Raw genomic sequence first — 22,816 nt, forward strand, 5'->3', positions numbered from 1 at the left:
CCCGTATTGTTTGGCACAACATCCAATGCGTTGTTCAATCAGTTATTCACAGCTATAATTGCCTATGCTTTGCTGAAATTTCTTCGTGCACAAGGCCAAAAGACAAAATAAACGCTTGTCATTTGCAGGTTTCACAAGCCTGTTTCTTTGTGAAGCCTTGTCAATTGAGTGGCAAATTAGTTTGAAAGAAACACTTGAATTCTACAGGTCGATAAATCAAGAAACTGTATTACTTTGGTTAATCAGCATACGTGTTAATTTATAGTATAATGATTACTTGAAATAATGCGGTGGAAAACAGGGAAAAGAGGGAACCGATGCCTACTATACTAGTTGCTGACGACGATGCGAACATTCGCGAACTCGTCTGTTTATTTCTACGCAACGACGGATTCGCAACAGCTGAAGCAGCGGACGGCAAGGAAGCACTGGCCGTCTACATCTCAACGAATGTCGATCTTGTCGTACTTGACATTATGATGCCGATTATGGATGGTTGGACGTTAAGCAAGGAGCTCCGAAGAGCCAATCCTGATCTACCTTTACTTATGCTGACTGCGAGAGGAGAAACATGGGAGAAAGTGAAAGGTTTCGAACTTGGGACGGACGATTATTTAACCAAACCATTCGATCCGTTAGAGTTGACGGTTCGTGTTAGGGCACTACTCAAACGATACAAGATTGGCTCCACGCAGAAGATCCATTTCGGGAACGTCATCCTTGATCGACAGACCTATAAGGTGATGAAAGGGACGGAGTCGCTTACGTTGCCGCTAAAGGAGTTCGAATTGCTGTATAAGCTCGCTGGAACACCCGGACAAGTCTATACGCGCGTGCAGTTGATCGATCAGATTTGGGGTATCGATTACGCCGGAGATGATCGAACGGTAGACGTACATATTAAACGGCTGCGTGAACGGTTCGCAACAACACCCGATTTTCGGATCGAAACGGTGCGCGGGCTTGGGTATCGGCTTGAGGTTTATGAATGATCAGATCCTTATATATACGTGTTGTCCTGACATTTTTAGTCTCCATCATCGGGGGCACGATCACTTCTTTTTTGGTGTCAACTTGGATATTCGAAGATAAATTGAACGAAAACGCTCAAATCAACTTACGTAACTTTGGCCAAGACATCGTCCGGATTTACAAGACCCTTCCGTTACGTGAAGCGGACTTGTTCGTAAGTGAAATGAAGCAGCTCGATTCTTATTATATTCGAATTTACGAAGCAACGGGTCAGTTCAAGTCTTACGGTAAACTTCACGGACACAAACCTGCGCCTGTGACGATGGAGCAACTAAAGAAAGTATTAGATGGAGGTGTTGTTCAGGACACTCCTAATGGTATTGCCACGGTCCTCTTAGGGTTGCCATTGAAAACGGAAATGGGAACGAAAGCGATATTTTTGGAAGCGCTCGCCCCTCCTTCAGCCTCTTTTGTCACAAAGTGGGCATTGGTCTTTGCAACATGTTCGTTGATTGCAGGAAGCTTATTGATTCTAGTTGCCTCTGTATTCCTGGTAAGACCGATAAAAAAGCTGACAAAAGCGACCAGGCGGATAGCATCTGGAGATTTCAACGTCAAGTTGAATATTAAGCAAACGAGTGAGCTGGGTACTTTGGCTCGCAGCTTCGAAGAAATGATGCACGATCTGCAGCAACTTGAGCAGATGCGCAGGGAATTCGTAACGAACGTGTCGCACGAGGTTCAGTCTCCGCTCACTTCGATATCCGGTTATGCTCTAGTGCTTAAGCAAGTTGACCTTTCAGAATACGAACGAAGCCGTTATCTTGATATTATCATCGCTGAAGCGAAAAGGATGTCCAAAATGAGCGATAACCTGCTAAAGCTGAGTTTTCTTGAATCGCAGTCAAAGCAACTGCGGCTCGTCACGCTCAGCCTCGATGAACAAATCCGGCGGATAATCGTGGCGCTCCAGCCACAATGGTCTGCTCGCGATATACATTTCGAGCTTGATTTACAGACAGTTAAAGTAACGGCTGATCATGACCTGTTAAATCAGGTATGGACGAATATCCTCAGAAATAGCATCAAATTTTCCGAGGATACCGGCGTGATTAACGTAAGCATCAAACAAGATATCAAAAACGTCACAATCCTAATATCCGACACTGGTATTGGTATTCACCTTGACGACCAGAAGCGTATATTCGAGCGTTTTTTTAAGGCCGATCGTTCCCACAGTCGTAAGTATGACGGAAGTGGTATGGGACTCGCTATCGTTAAACAGATCGTGTCGATTCATCAAGGTGAGATCCGAGTGAAAAGTGAACCTGGTCAAGGAACGACCTTCATTGTCACCTTGCCAATCACTACACCAACAGATTAGTTAGATTCATTCTCTATGCTACGACTCATATGCAAGCTTACTTGCATATAGAGCCGTAGCATTTTTTTTGGCAGTTCATATTCAGTTCATATTGTCGTCATGGTGAGTACATCTTCATTGGTTAAGTTTTCATTACAGGCACATGAAGGAAGGCAAACAGATCAGGACAGGAGAAGATGACAGTGACACAACAAGAGGAAAAGAAAACGCTGAGTGGAATGAAAATAAAGAAAGTGCGAAACATCTTACTTAAAATCATAGGAGCAATCGTTCTAGCCATTGTACTTTTTTTAGGTATTGTTTATATCGCAAATGTGATGAGTAGTCATTCGGAGCAAAAACGAATAGTGCCCTACGGGCAGCACGTATCTGTAGACGGGAAAAACATGAATGTGTTAATTCAAGGCGAGGGCGAGGAAACGATCGTGCTCCTGCCTGGTTATGGAACAGCTACTCCAGGGCTTGATTTTAAGCTTCTTATCGATGAATTATCTCCATTTTACAAAGTTGTTGCGGTAGAGCCTTTCGGTTATGGATTAAGTGATGAAACTGTAAAAGAGCGAACCACGGAGAATATGGTAAGTGAAGTTCATGAAGCTCTACAGCAGCTTAATATTAACAGATACATGCTCATGGGCCACTCCATTACAGGCATTTATGGAATTGATTATGTGAACAAATATCCAAACGAGGTGACTGCATTTGTCGGAATCGATAGCAGTGTTGCAACACAACCGGGTATGGATATCAATTTCCCATTAAAAACGTTTGCATATCTCAAAAAATCAGGTCTCTTAAGATTGGCTATGAAAATCAGTGCTGACCCCTATGCTGGACTGGCATTTGATGAAAAAACCGTAGAGCAAATGAAAATGATTTCGAATAAAAACATGTATAATGACACAACCTTGAATGAGATGGACCATATTTCGTCTAATTTTAAAGGGGCTCAAGGTTTAATCTTCCCTAAATATCTTCCACTTCTTCTCTTTGTACAAGCGAATAATGAAGGTGTAGCAGGATGGATACCTCTGCATGAAGGGCAGATCAAAGACTCGGTACATGGAAAAGTAGTAACCATGGATGGATCACATTATTTACACCATACCAAATTCAAAGAAATCGCTGAAAACGTTAGACTATTTATGAAAGAAGTAAAGTAAGTGTTCAGAGAAAGGTTCATCCGTTATTTTATGCATTTGTCTACAGTCTGCAAGACCATCATTTCGATGGTCTTTTTTATGTCCAAACAGTTGTATATTTCCAAACCAAGATTATACTTTCGCCTGAAAGACATTGGGTTTCATTTTCATATTAACTAACGAGGCAGGTGTGCAGCCGAGCCTAGGTCGTATCATATAACGGGTGGGATTCCCGTCGAGTAAGAACTAGCCATTCGCTCGTAGCGAGTCTTGGAGGGCTAAAGGTAACTTTAGTCTTTAAGCGTAGACAGTTAGGTGGCGGATTTGCTTTACTGATCGTTCTATTCATCCTGTTAATCATTATAGGATGTAGTTGTTGGGGCGGCGGTAGCGGCGGATTCGGTTACTAAAAAAAGGGGCACTCATAAGAGTGTCTTTTTTCTCAATATAAGAACTCTAAGAATATGATATTATTTTAATGCAAATTCCCTTTTGTGCAATGAGATAGTAATGCCTAACAAAAAACCCACCTATTTCCGTAGGTGGGCCTTATCTTTATTACACAATATCAAAGTATACTCTCTTTTTCTCGTAAATTTTATGTAATTATACATATTTGTAAAAATTACATAAAATAAATATTACATGTAGTAAAATATAAATTGTGGACACGTTCTATAAAGCTGATTCTCCGATTAGAAGGCGTAACACATCTCAACCATATAGGTGTGGTGTGGCGTTGCTTTAATCTAGCCAAACAAACGATCTCGATTCTCTTGTATTTGTACACTAACAATCTGTTGAAAATAAATGATTCTGTTTTATAGGACGTGTTTACTTAATGTCCAATACATATTATTAAATTAAAGTGGTTCAAGTCGGAGGAAGGCACCTTAGGGTGTCTTTTCTTTATGGGGTCTCACCACATCGCCATCAACTAAAAAAATATATAAAACCCCCAAAAAGGAATTTTATATATTTTCAATTTGAAGAGATCAATTTTCTCGTTTGAGGTGTTTGTTTACCTTATCATGAGGACAATAAAGTGTTTTATACTATATTTTTTTGAAAAATCAGTAAATTATTTGATGAATTAATAAGTTACTATTAATCTATAAATAGTAACAGTGCAGTAATCCAAAAGAAAAATGCTCAAATCGATAAATAGGAGAGGATTCTAGATGAAGGTAAATCAGAATATTGTTTTAAAAATTATTGGGTTAGAATTTTTATTAATGATTTTTTACACGCTTAACGGGGCCTATCAAATTATTACTAAGCCATCCAGTCCAGTATTACAATTTATTGGACTTGTTCCTTTAGCAGTGGGGATTTTAATATATTTAACAATAAAGAACAAGTGGAAATTCTATTTCTTTGATATTAAGTTAAATAATTCAATGAAGAATACCATTTTATTAAATTCCCCATTAGTGCTTGTTCTATTAGTAATACTACTTGGTAATAAAGGATTAAACACAACATCGGTATCTGACTTATTTTTTATGTTTATCATGCAATTTTTTGTTGTTGCATTTATTGAGGAAATCTTTTTTCGTGGATTTATGCTCAAAATGTTGTTTTCAAAGGGGATAAAAAAATCAGTTTTGATTTCAAGTTTTTTGTTTGGTATCACCCATTTATTACAACTAATTGGTGGGCAGTCTATTGAAGATACCATTTTACAAATCATATATGCATTTTTAGTTGGACTTGTTCTGTCCTTACTTATCGTAAATAAGCAATCAATTATTATCACCATTACTTTCCACGCTTTTAATAATTTCTTTAATTTTATGGGGAATGTTCAAGCCTCGTCGCTTTTTGCATATATTATTATTGCAATTTTATTCTTCTACACCATATATTTATGGAAACGTGCTAATAAAAAAGAGTGTATTCGACAGGAAATAAATATAGCAGTTTGAGTTGTGATATTACCTTTTCAGTATAGAGGGCAGCCTAGTACCACAATATTACCTTTAAAGGGGCTTGCTGCATGCTCATCAACTTAAGAGATTAATTGTTCCCCTAAAATGAAAAAATACGGTATTCTTTCTGTAGAATCATAGGAAAGGATGGCGTTTTTTTCATTCTAGGGGGCATTTCTTTTTATTAGCTTGATAGCGATGTGGCGGTACCCCATTAATAGAAAACTACTGCAAGAGTTATAGTTTTATGTTTTTATTTCCCTTTTGGCATTTATCTTTTAATCAGATGAATGCTTTTTTTAGTACATAATAAAAAAATAACCAGAAAAACTGTCACAAAATCCGTTTTTCTGGTTTCTCTATAATACAGGCATCAAATTGAAAGTGAAGTTTAAACTAACATGTTAACCATAAAAAATGAAGAAAGTCATGCTTCTGATATGCCTTTTGAAGATTTATTTAAGCAGTACTATACTTATGCTGTGAAACAGATTATATGGATTGTTAAAGATCAATCTATCGCTGAAGAGTTAGCACAAGAAGTATTTTTACAATTATATCGTAGCGACTGGAAAGTAATTGAAAACATACCTGGATGGTTGATTAAATCTTCTACTTATGTAGCTTATAACCATTTGCGATTTGAAAAAAGGCAACAAGCGAAGATTGATAAAGAAATACAATACCATGAAGTACAAAATGTTTCATCATTAGACGATGATTGGATAAGAAAAGAAGAAATTACAAAGGTACAAACGATACTAAATAAAATGAATGATCGAGAACGAACCCTTTTACTAATGAAATTCTCTGGTTTTCAATATAAAGAAATTGCAGAAATACTTCAAATTGAAATATCTTCTATTGGAACATTATTGGTCCGAGCCAAAATGAAATTTCGCAAGATTTATAAACAAATGGAGGAGGCATAACAAATGAAATGTTATGATGTCGGATTTATTCAAACATATATTGATGGAGAACTTTCTCATGATATAAGAAAGGAATTCACAAAGCACCTAGATACATGTGAAGCATGCCAAGATTTATTAGTAGAAATCAGCAAATTAAATCAATGGGAAAACGTAATGCTAGATGAAGAATCTGCAAATTCACCACAAGAAATCAAAATTGATATAGAACAAGCATGGAAAACATTTGAAAGTCGTTCCAAGCTAGACAATGTTTCTAATATAAATCACAAAAAACAACAGAAGAAGGGACTCTTTACAAACATGAGTAAAAAATCAAAACGTTTCATGTATACAGCAGTAGCTGCAGCAGCACTTTTCACAACAGCAATGATTCCACAAGTACAAGTAGCGGCTACAAATGTTGCCTCATATTTTTCTGATGCAATTACAAATGATAAAGTTGTAAATGAAGGAATACAAGATGAAAATGGTGTCACACAAGATATGATGAAGAATGGTAAATATATTCCTATTGATGAAAAAATTACAGATCAAGGTATTACTGTACATTTCAAAGAATTATATATCGCAGATTCACGTATATCAGTTCATTATAGAATGGAAAAAGCTGACGGAAGTTTAGTACCATTTGAATTTGATACATCAGGATTAGAGCTCGAAAGTGATGGTAAAATTAATGGGCAACAAGAGGGAAACCCTGAGGTTAAACATGAAGGGAGACTATCATTTATCCATGATTCAGATGACCGTCTTCCTTTTGAACTTATGGCAGCAGGTAAAAAATTAAGTGATGTAGGCATTCGTGATAATGATAAACCCGAAGGTGTTGCTACATTTGTTATAGTTTCTGAGGGAAAAGACGATTTTAAACAGCCCCTTACTTTAGATGTAAATATAAATAGAATTGGAAAAGTAATTGGATCTTGGAAAGGTGAAATTCAAATTGATACTTCACATTTGAAAAATAATACTAATTTAAATGAAAAAAAGAATAGAACAATATGTATCTAATGCTCAGTTTATATGTTTTCTTGTTTTCGTTACATTTATTTCTTATATAGTTTTTACTGTATCTTTTATTTATGATTTAAGTTTATAACCTTAAATCAATCATTTAAGACCATTACAAGAAAAAGCTCCCTAGAAAGATAGGAAAATAAATAACCGGTCCCTTAACGTATAAGGAATCGGTTATTTTGTATCTAAAATGTGTCTAAACTTACAATTTTCTTTTTTGATATGGTGCCCCTATAGAGAAAGAATTTTTTCGTTTAGGGGGGTACTTCAAAACCTTAACTTGATGGCGATGGGGTCCCGCCAACATAACGCGAATTTCGTACGCTAAGGAACTTTTTATTTAAAAAACTTGGTTTTCCGTACATTAAGAGTGTTCCATAAACGGTATTTGATGTTTGATATAAAACTTTGTTTTTGGTAATGAGTTTTTGAACTGAATTTTAAACATATTTCATTCAGTTTTGATAGATATAAATAAAGTTCCTTAAACGACCGTTTTAGGGACTATTTGGACTGGTTAGTCAACATGTGATACCGCCAGCATTTCGAAAAAAAAACACGCTAAGCAAATTAAATAAGAAATAAGCAGGTTTTTATCACGTTAAGAGTAAACCTATTTATGAAAAATAAAATTCTTAAAAAATGGAGAGCCGATACCATAAACCTGCATTATTAATGTAGAATTTTGATGTTGGCTCTTTATTTACTAAAATAGCAAGTTAGTGAATAAATTGCTCATATTTTTTCGAGAGGAGGTTAAGCAATGAGAGCGCCGTATCAAGTATTGATATTTCCTTATATAAAAACTGATGATTCCATTCAATATGCCATTTTTAATCGAAGTGATTATGGTTATTGGCAAGGAATAGCTGGTGGTGGAGAAGATGGTGAGACTCCTATTGAATCAGCAAAACGGGAAGCGTTTGAAGAGGCTGGTATTATAAGAGAATGTCCATATATAAAACTAGATTCTGTTTCTTCACTACCAGTAGAGGATGTAGTTGGTGAATTTCTTTGGGGAGAAGATGTTTATGTAATAAAAGAATTTTCTTTTTGAGTTAAAGTTCCTACAAAAAATATTAAATTATCTAAAGAACACTTCAAGTATAAATGGTTGTGCTTTGAGGAAGCCGTAACGCTTTTAAAATGGGATAGTAACAAAACAGCTTTGTGGGAATTAAACAAAAGGCTGTTAAAATAATTTAAGTGTTAGTTAACAAAGCCGATAATAGAAATCACACATTAAACATATATTTATACGCGTTGTTACTACACGCTAAGGAATAGTAATAAAAAGATGATGCCGATAGAACTATATAAAAACCAAAAGAATCCTAAGATGGGGAATGTTTTATGAAAATTAAGCATGGTAAACCTCCTTGGGTATATAAAGGATTATAATACATCGTTGGTCTATTTAGAATACTAACCATGAATTAGATTAGATGGCATTAGGCATGGTTAAACTAATAGAAATGATACATTAAACGTATTTAATGAGTCTGCTAGGTATAAAGATAATTGATAATCATACAATGATATGGAAGGGCCTTTTCTAACGTGTTAGTTACCTCAACGTATATGTATCTCTTGGCGCCTGGGCGAGGGTGCTTTTTTTATTGCACATTATAATATGGACAAGCATAATATTATGTAACAGGACGAGTTCTTCGTGTCCTATTCAATGCTCAGGATAAACCCCAATTCACATTGAGAGCACCAATAGCGAGGGTACTCTCTTTTTATTGAATCTACATTTATTTTTATGCCTAATGAATTCGCTAAGTGGATACTATTTCATGTAAAATGGTGATTTTATTTATATTCTGGATAGATTTCTTGCGAAATATGTAACTAGAGCCGTATTTAAATTGAAATATGATACGATAGTTATATATATACATTTAGATGGTAAGAGGGGATAAAAGTTGATGAAAAACCATATAAAAGTAAATGGAAAACTCCTTCAAACAAATATATACAATTTTAATTTTTTTGGAGGCGTTCTTCAATAAGTTTTGCTTTTTCATTCACTTTTGTTGTATATGTGTAGAGTAAGCACCCAGCGCCTTTCCACGTTTCTGTGATAGGTTTCCAAATGCTCCTCTCCGAACCGGACTTACATGTCTCCATGTATCCGGCTCTCCATCTGTCATCTGCATTTTATATCTCGCCTTTGTGTCTTTTTAAATGACACTCTTTACAAAGAGCGATTGTTTTACGATTTCTCGCTATCATTTGTTGTTCGAGATATGATTTATTCGACTTTTCCCGAAGGTTTTTCAACCTTTTAACGTGATGCATGTGTATGGTTGTATTGCTTCGTCCACATGATTCGCACGTTTCCGCTTTTATTCGGTCTGAGAGCCTTGTTGTACTCATTGTGTATCTAGTATTTTGCACAACATCTGTTAGCTCTTTAGAAATTCCGTTTATTCTCGGAAAATTGCGCTCGATAAAGTGGATTTGTTTTATTCCTCTTTTTGTTTCATATTCCACTGTAAAGCGTCCATTTTTCATATACTTTTTCCGAATATGTTTGGTACGCTTTTTATATTTCGTAGCGAATGTTTTCAACATCGAATAAAACATGAAGTAAGCGAACCTATGCATATGATTACTCACGTTCTCGGCTAGTCGATAATAGTTATACAATCCACGTATTTCACTGTTATACTGGGAAACAATCTCTAAGTCTTCATTTCGTTGAAAGTAATTTCTTGGTTTAGGCTTCCAAGTGCCGTTGGCACTCATTTGGATGGCTTGGTATTTTTGCAACTTATTTACCCATGCTTTATGTGGCATTTTTAATTGGACTTTGCCATTTAACACTCTTATTTTTCTACCTAATTTATCCGTACGAATTGCTTGGCTTTTGAATATCTTGATTTCATATCCAAGAAACTGGGCTTGTTTATTTGATGCATTTGTTATTAACGTTTTTTCCATGGACAGTTCCAATTTCAACTTATCTTTTAGAAATTTTGCTATTTCTTCTTTTACGTATTGGGCATCCTCTTTTGAACCGATGATTCCTATCAAGAAGTCATCTGCATATCTTACATAAGTAAGTCTTCTATATTCATTGTCCATTTGATCGCTGTAAGGCATTTGTGTTAGTTTTTTCTTCAGTACCTTCACTTCTTGCTTCCAGTTTTCGATACTATCAGAGTCTTCTTGTTCATTGGTATTATCAATTTTCTTCTCAAGCCTACGCATTTTACTTCGTACGTTTTCATATTCAGGATTTTTCTTTCGTCTCTTTCCTTGATTGAAGCTATTCTTAAAAGATTCCATATATACGTCCAATTCATTAAGGTAAATATTTGAGAGTATCGGGCTTATAATACCACCTTGTGGAGCTCCACTATATGTGTTGTGAAACTTCCACTCGTCTAAATACCCCGCACGTAAGAACTTCCAAATGAGTTCTATGAAATTTTCATCGGAAATTTTTCTTCGCAGAATCCCCATTAAAGTATGATGTTCAATGTTATCAAAGAAACCCCGAATGTCTCCTTCTATGAACCATTTACTTCCTGTAAAAGTACGCTTTATTTCTAATAGAGCGCTATGACAACTTTTATTTTTCCGGTACGCGTGTGAGGAATTAGAAAAATTCGGTTCATAGATTGCTTCTAAAATCATGCGAATAACTTCTTGCACTAATTTGTCACAGAAGCTGGGTATTCCTAGAGGTCTTTTCTTACCATTTTTCTTCGGTATATAGACTCTTTTGGACGGGTAGGGTTGATAACTCTTGTTTTTCAACACTTCAATAAGCTGTTCTACTTCTTCCATAGAAAATCCATCAATAGACCTTTGGTCTACTCCCATAGTTAATGCACCATCGTTTTTACTTAAATTATTGTATGCCAGTAAAAAGAAATCTGGATTGTAAAGATTTCGATAGAGTCTTGTATATTGATACTTTTTATCGAGACTCTTCTTTCGCAGATTGCTTAATACTACTTTTGGACATTGCATAGTGCCTTTCGCACCTCCCCAATTTGGTAATAAGCTAACAGACTGCCTTCCTTCGCCTTGTACTAGGCTTTCCCTAGCTCTGACTACTATGAAGGCTCCGTTGCCATATCAGATATTCATAAGCCATACTTCTTGACTGTTGGGTCTTGAAGTTATCCTTAATAGCCATTTTGGCATTCTGACGTAGGCAATCCCCATTTAGTAGACAAGGAACTTGCACGTACGATTTCGGATACGACGTTCACACGTTTCTTCTATATAGAAGTGGGCAACAGATGACCTTATTCATGTAGGATGACATACACTATCCTCATGACATCTGTTAAATCTCGTTCGTAAGCATCTTCCGAGATTAGTTACGGTGGCCTCCCTTGTGCTATCGTTCAAGCAGTCTAGCTTTTATCCTTATTCGTACTTTATATCTTGCCGTTCAGTCGTGGCTTGATGCTTAGCCAACTTACGGCTTTCTTGGCATGCTGTTGTCCCCCTTCAGTTTCCCTCCAAGGTAAACCAAGTGATACTAGGTCATTTAAGGTTAACCTAACGGTTTGCAATCACCGTTTTTCCTTGCCCCCTTATGGGCGCACGAAATCACCGTAACAATATGGATATCTAAAATTTTGTTTATTTCCACCACAAGTGTATGTAGCTGGATTCTGATCAACTTTCAACTTAGAAAACTGTTTAGCTGTATCTTCCGAGTGTTGTTTAGCTTCTTGATTGGCAATAAAATCAATATAGCCTGGCCCCATATTATAGCTTTGAATAATTGTATCCATGCTAACACCTTTTTCTTCTCCATATCTATACATTTGAACAAAGTGCTTTACCCCTTGTTTAATGCTCAAGTTTATCTCTTGGATTTCATTTGGCTTTAATCCAAGTGATTCGGAAGATTGCATAGGGTCGTTGCCCTCACCCCTACTCTCGTGGTACATAATTCCTAGTAAAATTGCTGTTTTTTCTCCCAAATTATATTTTTCTAATTCTTTTTTCATGATGGGCTCATATTGCAATAAACGTTCCTCGGTAGCAAACGCTTTATTTTTTTGAGTATTGGTTTTGTCATTAAAATATAGTATCCCGATTATTGTTCCTAACCCTAAAATACTAATAAAGAATAATATAATAGTTTGTACTTTTCTCTTATTCTTCAAATATTACTCCTCCTTTTACAAGAAACCCTATTTTCAATGGTGGCTGGTTATTAAAAAAATTCAATAATTGAAGTGCTAATGATTATAATAAAAAAGAACCTTCAATGGTCTTATCCCTGTCAAGTAGACAGTATTAAAAAGACTAAGCAGCCATCGAGATTCGATATTCTATCGGAGCTCGATGGTTGAGTCGTTTTTGGAACCGTTTATAGTTATAAAAGTAAATATATTCTTCAATTGCTTGTATTAAATCTTCTTCTGTTTTAAAATGATTCAAATACAACATCTCCGATTTAAAATGGGAGAAAAATGACTCGATACAGGCATTATCATGGCAGTTTCCTTTGCGAGAGTGGCTGCCAATGATACCTAAATCTAAAAGTCGTTTGTTGTAGGCATGAGATGTGTACTGGAATCCCTGATCTGAATGGAGAATGGTTCCACGCACATCTCTTTTTTGTGCCAACATTTCAATTGTATCTAATACAAGTTCATTATCATTGCGCTTGGATATTTTCCAAGAAACAACTTCGTTATTATAAATATCTTGGACAACAGAAAGATACCGAAATCCCTCTTGGAATCGTAGGTACGTAATATCTGTAACAAGTGCTTCATTTTGTTGACGATTTTTAAATTCACGGTTTAAAACATTCGGAAAAACATTGGAATAGTTCCCTTTAAAGAAGCGACGCTTCTTCCGAATAATAGACTGAATGTTGAGCTCACTCATTAAGCGATATACCTTTTTGTGATTTATAAAATAACCTTTTTCTTGTAAAGCGATTTTCATACGTGGATAACCATATTCCTTGTGCTTTACGTGAATAGATTGTATTACCTTTTTTAATCGTTGATCGGACTCTAGTCGCATGTTTTTTATGCTTTTTGTATGAATCCACTTATAGTAACTTGAACGATGTACACCCGCAAATTTAGTAAGCCATAGAACTGGATATTTTCTCTTTAATGATTCAATGATACGATATCTCTCTTTATATTTTGGTACGCCCCCATTTACAGATTTGGATACTGCTTTTTTAAATATTCAACCTGAGCCTTATAGTAGTCACGTTCCTCTTCAATGGTGTTGAAATGAACACGTTTGCCTTTTAAAGGGTTTGGTATCCCTTTCATTCCACTATTTTTCCCACGAGTATCTGTAATTTCACCACATTCTTTATATTTTTTTACCCAATTTTTAAGTTGTGTAGAGCTTTTAATCTGATATTTCTCCGTTATCATATCGTAGCTTCCTTCTCCGTTTAAATAACTTTGAACAGCTGATAACTTTACTTCTTCCGAGTATGTATTAAATGTTGTACCTTTTTTTGCCATGAAAAATCCCCTCCAAGTAATAGTGTAACATCCATGTTTATACATGGTCTTTTTAACACTGTCTACCTAAAGGGGATAATATCATAGTTACGTCTTCTTTTTATATGGTTATATTAGCTACAAAATAATATCATTTAAATAAATCTTCTATTATATTAGCAGGGGATAGTGATAGAAAAGTGTGTTCCTTTTCCTAGTTCACTTTCTATCTCTATATCTCCGTTTAATTCTTTAATAATACTGTACGCAATCATAGTACCAAGCCCAGTACCTTTTTCTTTTGTTGAATAAAATGGCAAGGCAATACGTTTTATTTGTTGGGAAGACATTCCTATTCCTGTATCAATAATATCAATTACAATATTATCTTTTATTTTTTGTATATTTATTTGTAATACGCCACCATTTTTCATAGCCTCAATTCCATTTTGTATGATGTTGGTTAGACATATTTTAAATTTTTCAATATTAGCATTTATGTAAAGGGAATCTGTTGTAATATGCTGTTTTATTTCAACATTATATGAAAGAGCGAGTGGTGAAATATTATCTTTCACTTGATTTAATATGTAATTAATATCTAGTTCCTCTTTTATAATGTTTTGTGGTTTGGTTAAAGATAAATAGTTATTAATAGTAGATTGTATTTGCTGCATTTCAAGTAACATAATTTCTAAGTACTTATCTTGAGACATCTTAGCACTCTCATCTTCATTTAGTAATTGAGTGAATCCACGTACCGTGGTCAGTGGATTATGAATTTCATGCGCGATCGATGCAGCTAGTTCGCTAGCTATATAAAATTTTTCTGCTCTTTGCATTCTTTCTTTTATTTTATATTTCTCGATCATTCCTTCTATTAAATAAACTGATAATAATACTGTGAAAATATTTATGATTATATAATTGAATAAAAATTCAATGAGAGTAGAGTCAATTTTACCACCTGTATTTATTTGCGTTACAATACCGCAGATAGAAAGGGAAGTTGTACATATCAAAATAAGTAGAATACTTAATAATATCTTCTTTTCCTTGAAATAAGTAGGTGACAAGTAACGAAACATGATTGTAATAACAGAAATAATAGTAAAGATAATAAATGATGGGAAGACTCCGTTTCCACCTAAGTAAAATCTATAAGAAAGATATAAAACTCCAATACAAATAATGCTCTTTGTATTTCCATATAGAAAAACTAATATAATGGGAATAAAACGTAAATCATAAATGAACCCAGCGTGTAAATGAAAAGGAAAAGTCATACAAAAAATAATTGCAATGGAGGAAAGTACAGAAATTAATATATTATTACATGCCATTTTTTCTTTATGTTCTAGCCAAAATACTTGGTAACTAAGGATACAAATAATAATAATAAATGTATTTAATAATAGTGTAGGAATTCCCATAGTTTATACCTCTCTGAGAGTTTGTAAGTAGGATTATGTATGTGTTTAATCTAGGTATTTGATTTTATTAGATTTTCTATCTTTAAAAAAGAAAAGGAAGGGCACTTGAAAAAGTGCTTTTTTACCATTTATATTAAAATCGATGAGGAAGATAGAAATAAAAAGTTACTTTTACTTATGAACAAAAAAATTGAAAGTAGCCCTTGTATAGGTAAAAGATGAAGCAAATTACTGAAATAGTTACGTTTCTCTGGAGTGAATATTCCGAAAAAACATTGTGTATGGCGAAATCCATTTTATAACCTTCGCCATATTAACATGTAACTTATTAAATTACAAAGAAAAAATTAAAAATTATTATTTTTTTGTTATTTTAATTTATTTAAAAACGTAAAAGTATTCAAGAGGTTACCATTGAGATGCTAGGGTACTTAGACCAATATTCGAACTTCGTAATAACGTTGTTACTTTTTTACTAATATTCTTAATACTAATTTTAGTATAATTAATTGATTGAAAGTTCTAATAATTATCTACGTACCCCTTTTTTTTATATCATTTTATATTAAATACAATGATATTTATTGTCACATAATAATGCAAATTTCCAGTAAACTAATAGAAAAAATCCTATAAAAACATAATTTACTATCTTTTATATAAACATTGCAGGTGTAAATGCAATAAAATTTCATTATTAATACATATATTCAATCTGAAAATATCTGTTTACATATTAAAATATCTTTGTAGTGGTCCTTCATGCCAAGAATCATTTCCGTACTCCAACTACCGTTATTCTAGTATTTTACCAAGTTTCTTATTTTGTTAAGGTATCCTAATATTGTTACTTTTGTGAAATGAAATGTTTTAATATTATAATTTATAGTGGATGTTGAGAAAATGAATAATTTGTAAAAATAATATAATATTTGTAACTTTATGTCTTATAATATGAAATATCTTCGTTGTGATTATTTTAAATATTTGAATAATACATCGGATTCATTTTATCTAGGGAGGTTTTAAAATTGGGGAGAAGAGTTGTTAAAAGAGTTTTTGCATTATTATCAGTACTAGCATTATTCTTTAATGTGTTTCTACCGAAGGCAAATGCGGAGGTTATGACGCATGAAAAGTATTCAATGAACTGGAGTTATAGCAACAGTTTAGGTAAGTACATTCGAACTGAAATTATTAAAAATTCAAGCGGTCAAATTGCTTATTGTTTAACTCTTGGCTTAAAATCACCAAATGGTGAAGATCTTCCTGAAATGGGGAAAACAGATAATGTAGTATATAGGGTTCTATTAAATGGTTTCCCACAAAAAAGTATAGAACAACTGGGAGTAGCTAATAAGAATGAAGCACATTATGCAACTCAGCTTGCGGTTTGGAATGCATTAGGTCAACTTGATGTAAATGAATTAAAGCATGAAAATAAAAATGTTGAAAAAGCGGCTAAGACAATTATTAATGCTGCAAATACAAGTGAAGATACTCAAGATATTTTTATGAATGTGATTCCTGCTGAAAAGCAAAAGGCAGAATTAAAGGGTGAGTTTTTTGAAACAAACCTATACACAGTACAAACAAATGCTAAGAGTGGTTCTTATAAAGTAGTAGCGAAAAATGCACCTAATGGAGTTAAAATTGTTAGTGAAAATGGAGAAGTGAAAGATCAGCTTTCACTTGGGGAAAAATTCCGTATCCAAATTCCTAAAGATACAAAAACAGGTGAATTTAATCTAAGTGTTGCTGCAAATTTAACTAAAGTTCAAGCAATTGCTTATCGCGGTACTGATACTGTTCAGAATGCTACAGTGCTACTAGAAAGAAATGAGGAAAAGCTTAGTAGTGACCTTGCAGTAAATTGGGAAGCTGCTGGTTCTTTAAAAATTAAAAAGGTTGGGGAAAATGGAGAAGTATTAGCTGGTGCAGTATTTGAAGTCTTTAATGCAAATAATGAATCAGTTGGAAAAATCACGACGGGTGCTGATGGTATTGCAGTATTAAACAACTTACCAATTGGTACTTACACAGTAAAAGAAATTAAAGCACCAACAGGTTATGTTTCAGGTGATAAACCACAAACTATTGAAGTTAAGACAGGGGAAATAGGAGCTGTTCAAGTAGTAAACAACAAAGTAAAAGGTAACATCGAAATAAAAAAACTTAGTGATTCAGGTAAGATGTTACCTAATGTTGAATTCACGGTCTTTACTGAAGATGGAAAAGAAGTGAAAAAAGTAGTAACAAAAGAAAATGGAATTGCAAATGTTGATGGTCTTACGTATGGTAAATATTATTTCTTAGAGACAAAAACACCTAATGGATATATTGGAAATAAAACAAAGTATCCTTTTGAAATTAAAGAGCACAATAAAACACTTACTTTTACAGTGGAAAATACAGAAGTGAAAGGTAGTGTGAAATTACTAAAAGTAGATAATGAAGATATCAGTAAAAAATTAGAAGGTGCAGTATTCGAGCTAAAAGATGCAAGCGGGAAAGTAATTGGGGAATATAAGACAGATAAAAATGGTGAAGTTAACGTCAAAGATTTAGCGTATGGTAAATATTCATTTGTAGAAAAGGCTTCTCCAAATGGTTACGTTCTTATTACAGAACCAATTGTGTTCGAAATAAAGGAACACGGAAAAATTATTGAGCTATTAGCAGTTAATCATCTTATCAAAGGTGATCTAGAAATTACAAAAGTTGATGTAGCTGATGGAAACAATAAGCTTCCGAATGCAGAGTTTACTATTTATAATGAAGCAGGAAAAGAAGTAGTTAAAGGGAAAACAGACGATAAAGGTATCGCGAAGTTTGAAAAGTTACCATTTGGAAAATACACATATAAAGAAACTGTTGCACCAAAAGGTTATGTATTGAATGAAGAAATATTCTCTTTTGAAATCAAAGAGAATGGTCAAATCATTAAACATATTGTCAAAGATGAAAAGATTCCATCAGTAAAAACAACAGCTACTGATAAAACCGATGGTACAAAAGAAATGCACACTTCTAAGTCTGTAACAATCCAAGATAAAGTGGAATACAAAGACCTACAAGTGGGTAAAGAGTACACTTTAAAAGGTAAATTAATGGATAAAGAGACTAATAAACCATTAGTTGTAAATGGTAAAGAAGTAACTGCTGAAACTAAGTTTACACCAAAAGAAGCAAACGGTTCTATTACACTAGATTTCACTTTTGATGCAACTGGTTTAGAAGAAAAAGAAGTAGTAGTATTCGAAGAGTTACTGAAAGACGGAAAAGTTGTTACTACACATGCTGATATCAATGATAAAGGTCAAACAGTTAAGTTCGTTAAGCCATCAGTAAAAACAACTGCTACAAACAAAGCTGATGGTGGAAAAGAGATTCATTCAAAGGATTCTATCACTATTCAAGATAAAGTAGAGTATACTAACTTAGTTGTTGGTAAAGAGTACACTGTAAAAGGTAAATTAATGAACAAAGCTATTAACAAACCATTATTAATTGATGGTAAAGAAATAACAGCAGAGACTAAGTTCATTGCAAAAGAAAAGAATGGTTTTGTAACATTAGACTTTACTTTCGTTGGTGCTGAACAGCAAGGAAGAGAAGTAGTTGTGTTTGAAGACTTATTGCATGAAGGTCAAGTAATTGCAACTCACACTGACATTAACGATGTAGGTCAAACAGTTCGATTTGTAGAGCCTTCCATTAAAACAACAGCTACAAACAAAGCTGATGGTTCTAAAGAGTTAGACGCTTCTAAATCTGTAACAATCCAAGATAAAGTGGAATACAAAGACTTAATCGTGGGTAAAGAGTACGTTGTAAAAGGTAAACTAATGGATAAAGCAACAAAAAAACCATTATTAGTTGATGATAAAGAAGTAACAGTCGAATCTAAGTTTACTGCAAAAGAAAAAAATGGTTCTATCACATTAGATTTCACATTTAATGCTTCTGCATTACAAGGTAAAGAAGTAGTAGTATTTGAAGAACTGTATCAAGATAATATTTTAGTAGCTATTCACGCTGAATTTGAAGATAAGGGACAAACAGTGAAATTCAAAGAGGTAAAACCGGAACAACCTAAACCAGAACAGCCGAATCAAGATAAAAATACTCCAACATCAGAGCAACCTAAAGAGCAAGTAAAAGAGCAACCACAACCTAAGAAAGAAATTCAATCTAAAATTGGATGGTTACCGCAAACAGGCGCTGACCTTACAAGTTGGATCTCTATGGCTGCAGGTGCATTATTGTTAATTGTTGGTGGAGTGATTTTCCTAAAACGTAAAAATGCATAAAAATTAAAAAATAAGCACATCTGTTTTTTTACAAGATGTGCTTATTTTTTATGTTAATAATTTAGTCCTATTTACAGTATTTTAATCTATTTGCTTATTTTTGAGTTGTTGTAATAATTCCCTGTTTTCTTTTCCTTAGCTTCCAAAGTGTCAGCTTCTAAATTCACTGTGAGACAAAATCCCTTAGCTATTTCAAAAGGTCTCATAGAGAACTGGGGGATATAATGCTCTTTTTTTACAAACTGTGTTTTTTCTGCCGTGATAAAGCAACAAATCCTTTCCTGTTATCTCAATGAAGATAATTTTACCAAAAAAAGAAAGTATTAGCCTTTTAATTTTTGTTTGCATTTTTGTGTTCTAACGAGGATTACATTATAAATAGTAGGTCTTTTAATTACCTTATCAAGTTATTTTTTGTTAGTTAGAAACAGGCATAAGAAAATTACATAGATATATTGTGAAAATGTAGTATGCAGGATTGCATGAATAAAATGGTTGCAATTTCGACCAACCTGTAACTATAATGGTTACAGGTTGGTCGATACCAATCAAACAAATACAATCATCATGAATGGAGATGTTATAGAATGGGTATGAAAAAATTAATTTTAGCAGGTGCTTTAGGGTTCGCAGCATTATCAGGAACGAATCTACCAGGATTAGAAGCAACAAAAGCGAGTGCAGCTTCTATTGAAACGAATTTCTCGACATTAGAAGGACACGTTGTAGAAGTGGATCATGGTGTGATTGTTGTGAAATCTAAACAATACGAAGAACCTGTTAGTGTGTATATAGAAAATCTTTCGAATGTGAAAGTAGGAGACGAAGTAAAAGCGACTGGATCTATGATGCGTAATTTTACGGAATATATGGTTGCAACAGAAGTTGAAAATACTACAAACAAATTAGGTATGCATTTGAAAGAAAATGGCTCACCTGATTATGTGATTGGTGAAGTATCAGAAGTAGGTACGATGGAAGACAGTGCTACTAAATATGTCGTTCTTGAGTATCCATCACTAAATGGGGAGAAAGACATTATTGACGTGTTCTTAACAAAGGGACAAGTATTTAAAACAGGTGAGAAAGTTAAAATTGATATGAAGTATGTAGGTTGGGGCGGCATTTCTATTAATTACAACACAGTTGATCATATCGAAAAAGTGCATGAGGTAAACAATAACACTCAAAATAATGATGATGTGTGGATTTGGTCTTAATAAGATTAGTAATATTAGAATCAAAACAGTAAGACGTACTTATGTTGTAAAAGCTATACTGAAGTGAGTATGGATTATAAAATTTATTTCGATTAAACAAAGGAGAGGAGTCTATTCTATGACTTCTCTCCTTTGCTTTATTCGAACTTGTTTGAGTCTATTTATATGACCATATTTAAGCAAGAATAGCTTTTAAAATCGACACTTTGTTTGTAGTAAATAATACATAATTTTGTTTTACAGTTCTAATTAATATACGATCAGTTGTCCCATATGCTGTTCCGATACGGATTGCACTTGGTTCTTCAACACCCGCATAGGTAGCATCTTCGGTAACCTCAATCACATCACGTAATGGAATCGTGACCTCCGCAAATTGCCATGAAATAATTAACTCTTCTTTTGTTTTTTTGACATCAATACCTAGCATTATACCAAGACCTTTCTATAATAGAATGCTACACTTCTTATCTTATTATACAAATTTTTAGATTATTTTTCTACATGTATGAATAGAGCTGATATTTTAAGGGTGCCAAAAGAAAGGGAAGATATACTATCAATCTATTAAGGAATACGTTATGAAGAAAAGTTCACAGGGAATTAATATGGATTTGATATGGTTGAAGTATGATGAATGAGTAACAGTAGGAGTTGCAGGAAGGAAATGAATGATGAGACTTAAATTAGTAGGAACCTTAACTTGTATAGTAGTAATGTTAGGTATCTTTATCATTTACACCAATATATCTATTGGTAAAGAACCATATAAGACAAACCATGAAACTAGTGAAAACTCCATAAATAAAGAAAAAAATAGTAAGCAAAATGGGACCTCAAATAAGATAGCAAGTTCCTTTGCTAGTATACAGGCTGTAGTAAATAAGGAATATGGTTTACCCGAAGACTATATGCCAGAGGATTTAGTTGTACCAAATGTACCGTTCTCATTTAGTGGAACGGTAGAAAAGAGTCATCTTCGTAAAGAAGCAGCGGAAGCGTTAGAAAAACTATTCCTTTTAGCTAAGCAAGATGGAATCCAGTTGAATGCTGTTTCAGGATTTCGTTCCTATGAGTATCAAAAAGGTCTGTATGCCAACAATGTTAAAAAGAAAGGGCAAGAGCATACGGATCGCTTCTCTGCAAAGCCAGGGCATAGCGAACATCAAACAGGGTTAACGATGGATGTTTCTTCTAAAAGTGCGAACAATGAACTAGAGCTATCCTTTGCGAATACGAAGGAAGGAAAATGGCTGAAAGAAAACGCGCATCGTGCAGGGTTTATCATTCGTTATTCTAAGGGGAAGGAAAGTATTACGGGTTATGCATATGAACCTTGGCATATTCGCTATGTAGGAGATATTGCTGAAAATATATATAAGGAAAAACTGACTTTAGAAGAATATATGAATCTGTGAAAATAGAATTGAAGAGTTAAACTGTATTCATTGTTTATGAATGCTACTTTTTCTATTAAAAAGCCTAATTTCTCAATGTTTTGTAGAGAAATTAGGTTTTTTTCATCACTTCATTAGAGTTTTTTAGGCTTCGTTCGTTGGTATACTTCACACAATATTATAAAGGAAATAGAACTTACTGAAGATAACATATGAATGTTTTATAAATGTATCAAAAAAGTGAACAAAATCGTTATTTTGCACAACAAGGTAGTTAGCGTAATGAAATAACTGCTTGTAAAAAAAGAAGCCCTACAGGAAATATTACAGGGCTTCACCAAGTTGAGTTATGTCGTATTCACAAGGGATTTTAACATGATATTTGTGTTGAATAAACTGGTAAATGTGTCCAAGTAATTTGGAGCTAGTTTATAAAAAAAGAGAAGCGCTTAATCAGGACGCTCCTCTTAATGCCAATACACAATAACTATCCCATTATACTGTATAAGCGTAAAATATTTAACAATTACCTTCATGGTAAATATTTCATTTTGTCTTAGTACCTTTAAATCACGAAAAAAGGCTCCGCTGTTTCCAACAGAACCTTTCCT

General features: G+C 33.9%; 14 protein-coding genes and 3 pseudogenes. 11 read left to right on the forward strand and 6 right to left on the reverse strand.

Annotated features, from left to right (window positions below):
• Nucleotides 1-317 precede the first annotated feature (317 nt).
• The 8 genes and pseudogenes from MKX77_RS07830 (at nucleotide 318) to MKX77_RS07865 (ending at nucleotide 8,582) form a co-directional block, all read left to right on the forward strand.
• Nucleotides 318-992, forward strand: a complete 675-nt coding sequence (locus tag MKX77_RS07830) for a response regulator transcription factor (RefSeq protein ID WP_215579125.1) — start codon at nucleotides 318-320, stop codon at nucleotides 990-992.
• Nucleotides 989-2,356, forward strand: a complete 1,368-nt coding sequence (locus MKX77_RS07835; protein ID WP_341306230.1) for a sensor histidine kinase — start codon at nucleotides 989-991, stop codon at nucleotides 2,354-2,356. The genes MKX77_RS07830 and MKX77_RS07835 overlap by 4 nt, the downstream gene beginning before the upstream one ends.
• 182 nt (nucleotides 2,357-2,538) lie before the next feature.
• Nucleotides 2,539-3,519, forward strand: coding sequence for an alpha/beta hydrolase (locus MKX77_RS07840; protein ID WP_088078971.1), 981 nt, complete (start codon nucleotides 2,539-2,541; stop codon nucleotides 3,517-3,519).
• Between the two features lie 293 nt (nucleotides 3,520-3,812).
• A pseudogene (locus MKX77_RS07845) lies at nucleotides 3,813-3,908 on the forward strand (YjcZ family sporulation protein); the annotation flags it as partial.
• Between the two features lie 771 nt (nucleotides 3,909-4,679).
• Nucleotides 4,680-5,426 (forward strand): CPBP family intramembrane glutamic endopeptidase, encoded by a 747-nt coding sequence (locus tag MKX77_RS07850; protein ID WP_341306231.1) that lies wholly within the window; start codon nucleotides 4,680-4,682, stop codon nucleotides 5,424-5,426.
• 404 nt (nucleotides 5,427-5,830) lie between these two features.
• Entirely contained in the window at nucleotides 5,831-6,361 is a 531-nt protein-coding gene (locus MKX77_RS07855) for an RNA polymerase sigma factor SigX (RefSeq protein ID WP_341306232.1), read from the forward strand.
• Nucleotides 6,362-6,364: 3 nt separating this feature from the next.
• Complete coding sequence (locus MKX77_RS07860) at nucleotides 6,365-7,375, forward strand: DUF4179 domain-containing protein (RefSeq protein WP_341306233.1); 1,011 nt, start codon at nucleotides 6,365-6,367, stop codon at nucleotides 7,373-7,375.
• 769 nt (nucleotides 7,376-8,144) lie between these two features.
• A pseudogene (locus MKX77_RS07865) lies at nucleotides 8,145-8,582 on the forward strand (NUDIX hydrolase).
• A 785-nt stretch (nucleotides 8,583-9,367) separates the two neighbouring features.
• Here the strand turns inward: MKX77_RS07865 and MKX77_RS30630 are convergent.
• The 5 genes and pseudogenes from MKX77_RS30630 to MKX77_RS07890 form a co-directional block, all read right to left on the reverse strand.
• Nucleotides 9,368-9,433: pseudogene (locus MKX77_RS30630) on the reverse strand (lysozyme family protein); the annotation flags it as partial.
• A gap of 111 nt (nucleotides 9,434-9,544) precedes the next feature.
• Complete coding sequence (locus tag MKX77_RS07875) at nucleotides 9,545-11,368, reverse strand: reverse transcriptase domain-containing protein (RefSeq protein ID WP_341306235.1); 1,824 nt, start codon at nucleotides 11,366-11,368, stop codon at nucleotides 9,545-9,547.
• A gap of 575 nt (nucleotides 11,369-11,943) precedes the next feature.
• Nucleotides 11,944-12,525: a lysozyme family protein gene (locus MKX77_RS07880; protein ID WP_341306236.1), complete on the reverse strand. Its 582-nt coding sequence runs from the start codon at nucleotides 12,523-12,525 to the stop codon at nucleotides 11,944-11,946.
• Between the two features lie 142 nt (nucleotides 12,526-12,667).
• Nucleotides 12,668-13,863, reverse strand: a protein-coding gene (locus MKX77_RS07885; protein WP_341306237.1) for an IS3 family transposase whose coding sequence is annotated in 2 segments (ribosomal slippage) — nucleotides 12,668-13,557 and nucleotides 13,557-13,863 — 1,197 coding nt in all. Because the reading frame shifts where the segments join, the coding sequence is not laid out codon by codon here.
• 155 nt (nucleotides 13,864-14,018) lie between these two features.
• On the reverse strand, nucleotides 14,019-15,275 hold the full coding sequence (locus MKX77_RS07890) for an ATP-binding protein (protein ID WP_341306238.1): 1,257 nt from the start codon (nucleotides 15,273-15,275) through the stop codon (nucleotides 14,019-14,021).
• Between the two features lie 1,031 nt (nucleotides 15,276-16,306).
• On the opposite strand from MKX77_RS07890, the gene MKX77_RS07895 reads away from it, so the two are divergent.
• Both MKX77_RS07895 and MKX77_RS07900 read left to right on the forward strand, forming a co-directional pair.
• Nucleotides 16,307-19,588: a VaFE repeat-containing surface-anchored protein gene (locus MKX77_RS07895; RefSeq protein WP_341306239.1), complete on the forward strand. Its 3,282-nt coding sequence runs from the start codon at nucleotides 16,307-16,309 to the stop codon at nucleotides 19,586-19,588.
• A 587-nt stretch (nucleotides 19,589-20,175) separates the two neighbouring features.
• Nucleotides 20,176-20,808: a hypothetical protein gene (locus tag MKX77_RS07900; RefSeq protein ID WP_341306240.1), complete on the forward strand. Its 633-nt coding sequence runs from the start codon at nucleotides 20,176-20,178 to the stop codon at nucleotides 20,806-20,808.
• A gap of 175 nt (nucleotides 20,809-20,983) precedes the next feature.
• Here MKX77_RS07900 and MKX77_RS07905 read toward each other — a convergent pair whose 3' ends face one another.
• The gene (locus MKX77_RS07905) at nucleotides 20,984-21,238 is read right to left on the reverse strand and encodes a SunI/YnzG family protein (RefSeq protein WP_002165351.1); all 255 of its coding nucleotides are present in this window, start codon (nucleotides 21,236-21,238) and stop codon (nucleotides 20,984-20,986) included.
• Between the two features lie 244 nt (nucleotides 21,239-21,482).
• Here MKX77_RS07905 and MKX77_RS07910 point away from each other — a divergent pair, with 244 nt between their 5' ends.
• Entirely contained in the window at nucleotides 21,483-22,226 is a 744-nt protein-coding gene (locus MKX77_RS07910; RefSeq protein WP_341307940.1) for a M15 family metallopeptidase, read from the forward strand.
• Nucleotides 22,227-22,816: the final 590 nt, after the last annotated feature.

Source organism: Bacillus sp. FSL R9-9410 (genome assembly GCF_038050385.1).
Taxonomy (GTDB): domain Bacteria; phylum Bacillota; class Bacilli; order Bacillales; family Bacillaceae_G; genus Bacillus_A; species Bacillus_A cereus_U.